Source organism: Sphingopyxis sp. RIFCSPHIGHO2_12_FULL_65_19 (genome assembly GCF_001830555.1).
GTDB lineage: Bacteria > Pseudomonadota > Alphaproteobacteria > Sphingomonadales > Sphingomonadaceae > Sphingopyxis.
In genome coordinates this window covers 51,495-61,322 of sequence record NZ_MIAM01000016.1, presented here as the reverse complement: position 1 = coordinate 61,322, position 9,828 = coordinate 51,495, and the positions used below count along the sequence as shown (strand labels likewise).

The following is a 9,828-nucleotide window of genomic DNA, read 5'->3' as shown; positions in this document are numbered from 1 at the left end:
CGTTCTCATTTCAAAGGGTCCTCTCCTTGCCCGACGCCCAACGACAATCGCCGAACGTGGCGATCGCCGCCCATAATGTGACGCTGACGCTCGGAAGCGACAAGGCCCCGGTTGAAATTTTGCGCGGCGTCGACCTGGAGGTCGAAGCCGGAACCTCGGTCGCGCTGCTCGGTCCGTCGGGATCGGGCAAAAGCTCGCTGATGGCGGTGCTCGCGGGGCTGGAACGCGCCGATGGCGGCAGCATCAACGTCGCCGGGCTGGATTTCGCCACGATGGATGAGGATGATCTGGCCCGCGCCCGGCGCGGCCGCATCGGCATCGTGCTCCAGGCCTTTCACTTGCTCCCGACCATGACCGCACTCGAAAATGTCGCCGTGCCGCTGGAACTGGCCGGGATTGCCGATCCCTTCGGGCGCGCCGCGGCGGAACTGGAGGCGGTCGGGCTCGGCCATCGGCTCACCCATTACCCGGCCCAATTGTCGGGCGGCGAGCAGCAGCGCGTCGCGATCGCGCGCGCAATGGCAAGCTCGCCCGCGATCATCTTTGCCGACGAGCCGACGGGCAATCTCGACACGACCACCGGCCAGTCGATCATCGAGCTGATCTTCGCGCGCCGCGCCGCACTGGGCGCGACCCTGCTCATCATCACCCACGACCCCGAACTCGCCGAGCATTGCGATCGCGTCGTCGTGATGCACGACGGCAAGATCGAAGAGCGAGCGGCCTAGGTGCTGCCGCTCGCCACGCTCTGGCGCATCGCACGGCGCGACCTTGCGACGCGCATCCGGGGGCTTCGCCTTCTTGCGGTCTGCCTGTTCCTCGGCGTCGCGACGCTCGCCGCAATCGGCAGCCTGACGCGCGGCATCACGTCCGAGCTGGAAGTGCGCGGGCAGACGATCCTGGGCGGCGATATCGAGTTCAGCCTGCCGCAGCGCGAAGCGAGCGCCGACGAAATGGCCGGTTTCCGCCGCGTCGGCACGCCGTCGTCGACGGTGCGCCTGCGCGCGATGGCGAACGATCCCGACGGCGAGGCTTTGCTGTCCGAGCTGAAGGCGGTCGACGCCGCCTATCCGCTCTATGGCACGATGCGGCTGGAAAGCGGCGCGCGCAAAGGTCCGCCGCCGCCGGGCGGCATCTGGATCGGCAAGGATCTCGTCTCACGGCTCGACCTCAAGGTCGGCGGACGGGTGAAGTTCGGTGAAAAAAGCTTCCTGATCCACGGCGTCATTGCCGAAGAGCCCGATCGGCTGGGCGAGGGCTTCACGCTCGGCCCCGTCGCGATCATCGGCCTGACCGACCTGCCCGCGACGCAGCTGATCCAGCCGGGAAGCCTGTACGAGAGCAAATATCGCGTCCGCCTGCCCGATGGCGCGAACCCAGAAACTGTCGGCAAGGCGCTGACCGCCGAATTTCCCGATGCCGGCTGGGATATCACCGACAGCAGCAACGGCGCGCCCGGCACACGGCGCTTCATCGAGCGCATGGGCCAGTTCCTGTCGCTCGTCGGCCTCGCCGCGCTGGTGATCGCCGGGATCGGCGTCGGCAACGGCGTCGCGAGCTATCTCGCGGGCAAACGCCCCGGCCTTGCGACGCTGAAAGTGCTCGGCGCCGACAGCGGCACGGTGGCGCGCATCTATGGATTGCAGATACTGGCGGTCGCGGCGGTGTCGATTGTCGCCGGGCTGGTCGTCGGGGCGCTGGCGCCTGCGGCCATCGGCTGGATCGCGGGCGACGTGCTGCCGGTCAAGCCGGGCATCGCCATCTATCCGCTGCCGCTCGCGGTCAGCGCCGCCTATGGCCTGCTGATCGCGATCGCCTTTGCCCTGCCCCCGCTGTCAGCGACACGCCATGTCCCCGCCGCCGGGCTCTATCGCGCGACGGTGAGCGGCGCGGCGCGCATCGACCGACGGACAATCGTCGCGGTCGCCGCGGCGCTCGCCGCGATCATCGCGCTCGCGGTCGGCACCGCACGCGAGCCCTTGTTCGCATTGGGGTTCATTGGTGCCGCGGTCGGGTTGCTGCTCATCCTCGTCGGGCTGGGCTGGCTGGTGCGGCGCACCGCGAGCCGCCTGCCGCGGCCGAAACGTCCGCTGTTCCGCCTCGCGCTCGCGAACCTGCACCGTCCCGGCGCGTCGACCGGCGCGCTGGTCGTCGCACTCGGGCTTGGCCTGACGCTGTTCGTGACGCTCGCTGCGATCCAGACGAGCATCACCGCCGAAATCCAGTCGACCGTGCCGCAGCGCGCGCCGAGCTTCTTCGTGCTCGACGTGCCGCGCAGCGAGGCAGGACGCTTTCAGGCGATGGTCAAGGGCGCCGACGCGAAGGCCGAGGTCAACATGATCCCGGCGCTGCGCGGCAGCGTTACCGAATTTCGCGGCCAGCGGGTCGACGAACTGGCCGAGCTGCCCGACGGGGCGTGGGTGCTGCGCGGCGACCGCGGCCTGACATACAGCCCGGTGCTGCCGAACGGCAGCGAACTGGTCGGCGGCCAATGGTGGGCGGCCGACTACAAGGGGCCGCCGCTGGTCAGCGTCGAGCAGGAGGTCGCGACGTCGCTCGGCCTCAAGATTGGCGATACGCTGTCGGTCAATGTGCTGGGGGTCGAGGTGCAGGCGAAGGTCGCCTCTTTCCGCACCGTCAACTGGGACAATTTCGGGCTCAACTATGTGCTCGTCTTTTCGCCCGGCACCTTCGACGCGGCGCCGCATAATATGGTCGCGACGGTCGCGGTCGGGCCTGAAGCCGAAACCGCGCTGTCGCGCAGCATCCCCCGCGCCTTCCCGTCGGCGTCTCTGATTGCGGTGCGCGATGTCGTGTCGCAGGTGACGACGCTGCTGACGCAGATGAGTCAGGCGATTGCGGCGGCGGCGAGCATCGCGATCCTTGCGGGCATCGCGGTGCTGATCGGCGCGATTGCGGCGAGCCGCGAGCGGCGCGTTTACGACAGCGTGATCCTGAAACTGCTCGGCGCAACGCGCGGGCAGATATTGGGGGCGCAGGGCATGGAATATGCGGTGCTCGCGGGCATTCTCGCGGTGCTCGCGCTCGGGCTGGGGCTGGCAGGCGCCTGGTATGTCGTGACGCAATTGTTCGAGTTCGACTTTGCGCCCGATCCGCTGATGGTCGGGCTGACCTTGCTCGGCGGGGCGGGCCTGTCGTTCCTGATCGGGATTGCCGGCAGCTGGCCTTTGCTGTCAGCCAAACCGGCGCAGGCGCTCCGGAGTCTGTAGAGCGTGATCCGTTTTGAATGAAGCGCTTTTGTGTGTCCCCGCGAAGGCGGGGACCCATCTCCGGTGGGTTCAAAATGGCGCCGTCCGGAGATGGGCTCCCGCCTTCGCGGGAGCACCCGGCTTTGTCACTCAATGAAGGATCAATGCCCTAGTTCAAAATCCGCACCACCGCCGACACCGCAGCAATGCCGAGCACGACGGCAACCATCGCCTGCCAGACATGCGGCGGCACGCTGCCAAAATGACGCCCGCCGATCCGGTTGCCGAACCACATCGGCAGAAAGAGGATCAGCGACAGGATGACGAGCCGCCAGGTCGCAATGCCGACCCAGAGCGCGGCCAGCGTTCCGGCGATCGCGGTCGCAAAGAAGATCAACATCATCGACGCGCGCGCGACTTTCGGCTCAAGGTGGCGGCGAAGATAGAAGGGCACGACCGGCGGCCCCGGCATGGCCGCAAAGCCGGTGAGGATGCCTGAGGCGATGCCGGTTCCCGCTATCGCGATGCGTCCCGGCCGATGCCCCTCCGGCTGTTTGGGAAGCATGACCGCGACGAAGGCACCGACCGCGATCAGCGTGATGAGCAGCCGCGCGACGTCGGGCGTCGTGGCGTCGAGCGCGAACATCCCGGCCGGCGTCGCCAGCATCGCGAGCAAGGCGATCGGCGTGGCGGTGCTGCGGTCGGCGTCGGCCATGATGACCTTCAACCCCACAGGCCCGATCAGCAATTGCAGCAATATGCCAAGCACCACCGCCTCACCCGGCGCGATGATGAGCCCGAGCAGAGGCACGAGGATGATCGCCATGCCGAAGCCCGTCAGCCCGCGCACATAAGCGGCGCCGAACGTCATCGCCGCCGCGCCGGCGAGCGTCAGCGGTGCGATGCCGACCAGCTGCGACAGGCTCGTCACCCGGCGCGGAGATCCGGCGGGGTCGCCTCTGCCTTCAGCATCGCGATCGCTTCGGCGAGCGGCATGATGCGCTGGCCGTCCTGCCCGAGCGTGCGGATGGCGACAGTGCCTTCCTCGGCCTCGCGGTTGCCGACGACGAGCAGATAGGGGACCTTGGCGAGGCTGTGTTCGCGGACCTTGTAGTTGATCTTCTCGTTTCGCACGTCGCAGTCGGCGCGGATGCCGGCCGCGGTGAGCTGCGCCACCGCATCCTTGGCATAATCGTCGGCGTCGCTGACGATCGTCGCGACCACCGCCTGCACCGGCGCGAGCCAGGTCGGGAAACGCCCGGCGAAATGTTCGATCAAGATGCCGATAAAGCGTTCGTAAGTGCCGAGGATCGCGCGGTGGAGCATCACCGGGCGGTGGCGCTCGCCATCCTCGCCGATATAGCTGGCGTCCAGCCGCTCGGGCATCACGCGGTCGGACTGGATCGTCCCGCACTGCCACGTCCGGCCGATCGCGTCGGTCAGGTGGAATTCGAGCTTGGGCGCATAAAAGGCGCCTTCGCCCGGCAGTTCTTCCCAGCCATATTCTTCGGTAGCCATGCCCGCGCGCTCGACGGCTTCGCGCAGCTCCTGCTCGGCCTTGTCCCACATGTCGTCGGTGCCGAAACGCATGTCGGGGCGCAGCGCGAGCTTCACCGCATATGTCTCGAAACCCAGCTGCTTGTACACGCGGTCGAGCAGCGCGCAGAAATCGCGCACTTCGTCGACGATCTGGTCTTCGCGGCAGAAGATATGCCCGTCGTCCTGCGTAAACTGGCGCACGCGCATGATGCCGTGCAGCGCGCCGTGCGGTTCGTTGCGGTGGCAGCAACCCATTTCGGCCATGCGCAGCGGCAGGTCGCGATACGACTTCATCCCCTGGCGAAAGATCAGGACGTGCGCGGGACAGTTCATCGGCTTCAGCGCCATCCACTCGGCATCGTCGGAGACGATCGGGCCGTCATCCTCGATGTTCGGCACCTCGTCGGGGATGACGAACATATTCTCGCGATATTTGCCCCAGTGGCCCGATTGCTCCCACTGTTTGGCGTCCATCACCTGCGGGGTCTTGACCTCCTGATAGCCCGCGCCGTCGATCGCGCGGCGCATATAGGCCTCCAGCTCGCGGTAGATGCGATAACCCTTGGGGTGCCAGAAGACGCTGCCATGCGCCTCTTCCTGAAGGTGGAACAGGTCCATCTCGCGGCCGATCTTGCGATGGTCGCGCTTCGCGGCCTCTTCCAGCCGGACGAGATGTTCGGCGAGCTGCTTCTTGTTGAGCCAGCCGGTGCCGTAGATGCGGCTGAGCTGGGCATTCTTCTGGTCGCCGCGCCAATAGGCGCCCGAAACCCGCGTGAGTTTGAACGCGGCGGGGTCGAGCTTGCCTGTCGAGGCCAAGTGCGGCCCGCGGCACATGTCCATCCAGCCGTCCCCGCTGCGATAGACAGTGAGTTCCTCGCCCTCGGGCAGTTCGGCCGCCCATTCGGCCTTGAACGTCTCGCCATCGGCCGCCCATTTGGCGATCAGCTTGTCGCGCTCCCAGACTTCGCGCGTCAGCGGCAGGTCGGCGGCGATGATCTTGCGCATCTCCTCCTCGATCAGCGGCAGTTCGTCGTCGCGGAACGGTCCATGTTCGGCGGTCGGCGCAAAGTCGTAATAGAAGCCGTCGCCCGTCGACGGGCCGAAGGTGATCTGCGTCCCCGGAAACAGATTCTGCACCGCCTCCGCCAGGACGTGGGCATAATCGTGGCGAAAGAGTTCGAGCGCGTCGGCCTCGTCGCGGCTGGTCACCAGCGACAGGTTCGTGTCTTCCTCCAGCGGGCGCATGATATCGCGCAGTTCGCCGTCGATCTTGGCGGCGAGCGCGGCCTTGGCAAGGCCGGGTCCGATAGCGGCCGCGATCTCGGCCGCGGTCGTCCCGCGCACGACTTCACGGGCAGAGCCATCGGGAAGGGTGACGCGGATCATCTGGGACATCTAAAAATCGGCCTTTCTTCGCGCAAAAGTGCGGCGCCCCTTTGCCAGTATGCGATATGGGCGGCAAGGGGCGGATTCACAATCGGGGTTGCAATGAGATAATGTATCATTATCTGGCATCGCGAACCCCTCCCGCGAAAGAACAATCATGTGCCTCCCCGCCGCGCGCCCGCGCCTTGCCGACCTCATGGGGCTGGCGCTGTCCCTCTCCTGCCTGCTCCACTGCCTCGCCCTGCCCCTGCTCCTCCTTCTCGCCCCCGCGCTCAGCCGCTGGATCGCGCTGCCCGAGGGGGTCCATGCGGCGATATTGATGCTCGCCTTGCCCGCGGCGGCGATCGCGATGAGGGATGGCTGGCGGCGGCATCGACGGATCGTTCCCGCGATGCTCGCCGCTGCGGGGCTGGGCCTGCTCGCGCTCGGCCTGTTGGCGCATGAGGGTTGGATGGCCGCCGCCGATCCCGAAGCCGCCGACCGGATGCTGACGTCGATGGGCGCGCTCGTGCTTGCCGCGGCGCATCTTCTCAACTGGCGCTGGCGTCATCGTGGCGGCGCGCATAGACTGGCGGCATGACCGACGCGCCCCGCCACCATATCGCCGCGATCTTGCCATGCAGCGACCTTGACGCCAGCACCGCCTTTTACGAACGGCTCGGCCTGTCGGTGGTCAGCGACCATGGCACCTACCGTCTGCTAGAGGACGGCAAGGGGTGGCAGCTCCATCTGACCAACGAAAGCCAACCGACCTGGCCCGAACGCGACCAGAACCCGTTCGGCCTATACCTCTATTCCGAGCGCGTCGACGAATTGGCCGAGGCCGTGCGCGAGCGCATATTGGGACCGGAAAAGGCGCCGACGCACAAGCCGTGGGGCATGTATGAATTCGCGCTGTCGGACCCCGACGAAACATTGGTGCGCATCGGCTGGCCGAGTGGGCTGATCGGCTGAGCCGATGGCTGCCCTTGCGGGAGATAGAGTCTCCCGCTAGGGCGGCGGCAGCCGGAAAGGAGCCTTCCCCCCATGATCACGTCGCTCAAGCGCCTGTTCGTCGACCATCCGAAGAGCGTCGATGAAAATTACATCGAGCATTTCGGCGTCGCGTCGAAATTCGGCGTCACGATGATCTGGGGCGGGCTGTGCGCGCTGGTTCACGCGGTGGTTCCCGGCTGGTGCATCACCACGGGCAGCGACACCATCCAGCGGCTGAACCACATCATGGTCGAAAAGCGGCGCGCCAAGGGGCAGGCCGTGATGCAGATGAGCACGATCGACTGGGTCATCTGATCCCGGTGGAGACCCCCCCCGACTATCTCGACCGTTCGGGCCGCCCACGGCTCGCCTATCGCCACACGCCGGGCGCCGCGCCGACGATCGTCTTCCTGCCCGGCTATATGTCCGACATGGCGGGGGGCAAGGCGACGGCATTGTTCGACTGGGCGGCAGCCGAGGGACATGCTTGCCTGCTTCTCGATTATGCCGGATGCGGATTGTCGGACGGATTGTTCGCCGACCAGAGCTTGCTCGACTGGCGCGGCGATGTGCTCGACCTGATCGATGCGAAGGCCGAAGGGCCGGTGGTCATCGTCGGATCGTCGATGGGCGGCTGGCTGATGCTGCTCACCGCATTGGCGCTGGTGCAGCGCGACGGGCCGGGCCGCGTTGCAGGACTCGTCGGGATCGCGGCGGCGCCCGATTTTACCGACTGGGGTTTCAGCGATGCCGAGAAAGCAATCATCCTTGCCGAGGGCGCGCTGGTTGAAGAGACGCCGTACAGCGACCAGCCCTATATGACGACGCGCGGTTTCTTCCATTCGGGCGAAGCGAACCGGCTGCTCGACACCGCAATCCCACTCACCTGCCCCGTCCGCCTGCTCCACGGCGAGCAGGATGGCGATGTGCCGTCCGACATCAGCCTGCGCCTGTCGGCGGCGCTGGCGAGCGAGGATGTGCAGGTGACGCTGGTCAAAGGCGGCGACCACCGGCTGTCGCGCGATACCGACATCGCGCTGCTGATTGACACCGTGGCACGGCTCGCGACGAACTAGAGGATCATCATGGCGCGCAGCGACTTCAAATTCCACGTCACCAAGCGTGTCCGCTATGCCGAAATCGATGCGCAGGCGGTGGTGTTCAACAGCCGCTACCTGGAATATTTCGACATCGGGATCACCGAATATTGGCGCGGTGCCGGGGTTTATGATCGCTGGCCGGCGCATAGCAGCCCCGAATTTCATGTCGCGCGCGCCGAGGTCAATTATCGGGCGCCGATCCTGCTCGACGAGGAAATCGACATTTGCGTGCGCGCTGCGCGCGTCGGCAACAGTTCGATGACCTATATGTTCGAGCTGCATGGCGCGGGGAAGGACGATCTGCGCGCCGACGGGCAGCTCGTCTATGTCCATGTCGCCGAAGCCCAGGGCGCCCCGGCCCCGGTGCCCGACGAATTCCTATTCCTGTTTGAAGCATTTGAAGCGCGGGCCCTTCGCGCCTAAAAGGGCGCCATGACCAAATATCTTCACACCATGATCCGCGTGTCGGACCCCGACGCCACTGTCGCCTTCTTCAAGCTGATCGGGCTGGAGGAAGTGCGCCGTTTCGACAATGAAGGCGGCCGCTTCACGCTGATCTTCCTCGCCGCCCCCGGACAGGGCGGAATCGCCGAGGTCGAGCTGACCTATAACTGGCCCCCCGCCGATGGCAGCGCGGCGGAGGAATATAGCGGCGGCCGCAATTTCGGCCATCTCGCCTACCGGGTCGATGACATCTACGCGACCTGCCAGCGGCTGATGGACGCCGGGGTGACGATCAACCGCCCGCCACGCGACGGCCATATGGCGTTTGTGCGCTCGCCCGACGGCATTTCGGTCGAGCTGCTCCAGGAAGGCCATCTGCCGCCGCAGGAACCCTGGGCCTCGATGCCGAACACCGGCAGCTGGTAAAGCCGAGCTGCCTCACACCCTGCGAGTGAGGGAGACTTTGCGCGGGGGCTGTGGCAGGATTGCGCACCAAGGTCCGCTGGCGCCCGCTCCGTCTTCAGGGTGCGAGACGCTGGAAAGGAGATTATATGGCTGCGCTGGACATCGTCCGTATTCCCGTCCTGAGCGACAATTATGTCTGGCTGGTCCATGACAGCGAAAGCGGCGCAACGATGGTCGTCGATCCCGCGGTGGCCGATCCCGTGCTCGAAGCGGCAGCCGCGCGCGGCTGGACGATCACCGACATCTGGAACACCCACTGGCATCCCGATCACACCGGCGGCAATGCGGCGATCAAGGACGCCACGGGTTGCACGATCACCGGCCCTGCGGCCGAATTTGCGCGCATCCCGACGCTCGACCTGCAGGTGAAGGGCGGCGACACGGTCCGACTCGGCGGGCATGTTGCCGCGGTCTGGGACGTGCCCGCACACACCGCGGGCCACATCGCCTATCATTTTGCCGAGGATGCGGCGATTTTCGTCGGCGACACGATGTTCGCCATGGGCTGCGGCCGTCTTTTCGAGGGCACCGCCGAACAGATGTTCGCGAATATGCAGAAACTGGGTGCGCTCGACGATGCGACGCGCGTTTACTGCGCCCATGAATATACGCTGTCGAACGCCCGCTTTGCGGTGACGGTCGACCCCGGCAACGACGCGCTCGCGGCGCGGCTGGCGGCGGTCGAGGCCGCGCGCGCGGCGGGCGAAGCG

At 66.4% G+C, this 9,828-nt stretch carries 11 protein-coding genes; 9 read left to right on the top strand and 2 right to left on the bottom strand.

All coding sequences use genetic code 11. The features are described from left to right. Window positions 1–56: 56 nt before the first annotated feature. Both A3E77_RS04905 and A3E77_RS04900 read left to right on the top strand, forming a co-directional pair. A complete protein-coding gene (locus A3E77_RS04905) occupies window positions 57–728 on the top strand; it encodes an ABC transporter ATP-binding protein (RefSeq protein WP_458574411.1) in 672 nt (223 codons plus the stop codon). Then, complete coding sequence (locus A3E77_RS04900; protein ID WP_293643738.1) at window positions 729–3,230, top strand: ABC transporter permease; 2,502 nt, start codon at window positions 729–731, stop codon at window positions 3,228–3,230. A gap of 148 nt (window positions 3,231–3,378) precedes the next feature. Here A3E77_RS04900 and A3E77_RS04895 read toward each other — a convergent pair whose 3' ends face one another. Continuing rightward, window positions 3,379–4,140, bottom strand: a complete 762-nt coding sequence (locus A3E77_RS04895) for a sulfite exporter TauE/SafE family protein (RefSeq protein ID WP_293643736.1) — start codon at window positions 4,138–4,140, stop codon at window positions 3,379–3,381. Continuing rightward, the gene (gene thrS, locus A3E77_RS04890) at window positions 4,137–6,143 is read right to left on the bottom strand and encodes a threonine--tRNA ligase (protein ID WP_293643734.1); all 2,007 of its coding nucleotides are present in this window, start codon (window positions 6,141–6,143) and stop codon (window positions 4,137–4,139) included. Before thrS ends, A3E77_RS04895 begins: the two co-directional genes overlap by 4 nt. A gap of 148 nt (window positions 6,144–6,291) precedes the next feature. Between thrS and A3E77_RS04885 the strand changes: the two genes are divergently transcribed. The 7 genes from A3E77_RS04885 to gloB form a co-directional block, all read left to right on the top strand. Then, window positions 6,292–6,714 carry a MerC family mercury resistance protein gene (locus A3E77_RS04885; RefSeq protein WP_293643732.1) on the top strand — a complete coding sequence of 141 codons (423 nt, stop codon included), beginning with the start codon at window positions 6,292–6,294 and terminating at the stop codon, window positions 6,712–6,714. Further along, complete coding sequence (locus tag A3E77_RS04880; RefSeq protein WP_293643730.1) at window positions 6,711–7,088, top strand: VOC family protein; 378 nt, start codon at window positions 6,711–6,713, stop codon at window positions 7,086–7,088. The genes A3E77_RS04885 and A3E77_RS04880 overlap by 4 nt, the downstream gene beginning before the upstream one ends. Window positions 7,089–7,160: 72 nt before the next feature. Continuing rightward, a complete protein-coding gene (locus tag A3E77_RS04875; RefSeq protein WP_293643728.1) occupies window positions 7,161–7,424 on the top strand; it encodes a DUF6356 family protein in 264 nt (87 codons plus the stop codon). After that, the gene (locus tag A3E77_RS04870) at window positions 7,421–8,185 is read left to right on the top strand and encodes an alpha/beta fold hydrolase (protein ID WP_293643930.1); all 765 of its coding nucleotides are present in this window, start codon (window positions 7,421–7,423) and stop codon (window positions 8,183–8,185) included. The genes A3E77_RS04875 and A3E77_RS04870 overlap by 4 nt, the downstream gene beginning before the upstream one ends. Window positions 8,186–8,194: 9 nt before the next feature. Then, window positions 8,195–8,632: an acyl-CoA thioesterase gene (locus A3E77_RS04865; protein WP_293643726.1), complete on the top strand. Its 438-nt coding sequence runs from the start codon at window positions 8,195–8,197 to the stop codon at window positions 8,630–8,632. Between the two features lie 9 nt (window positions 8,633–8,641). Then, the gene (locus A3E77_RS04860; protein WP_293643724.1) at window positions 8,642–9,079 is read left to right on the top strand and encodes a VOC family protein; all 438 of its coding nucleotides are present in this window, start codon (window positions 8,642–8,644) and stop codon (window positions 9,077–9,079) included. A 125-nt stretch (window positions 9,080–9,204) separates the two neighbouring features. Beyond that, a partial coding sequence (gloB, locus tag A3E77_RS04855; protein WP_293643722.1) for a hydroxyacylglutathione hydrolase occupies window positions 9,205–9,828 on the top strand: 624 nt, incomplete at its 3' end.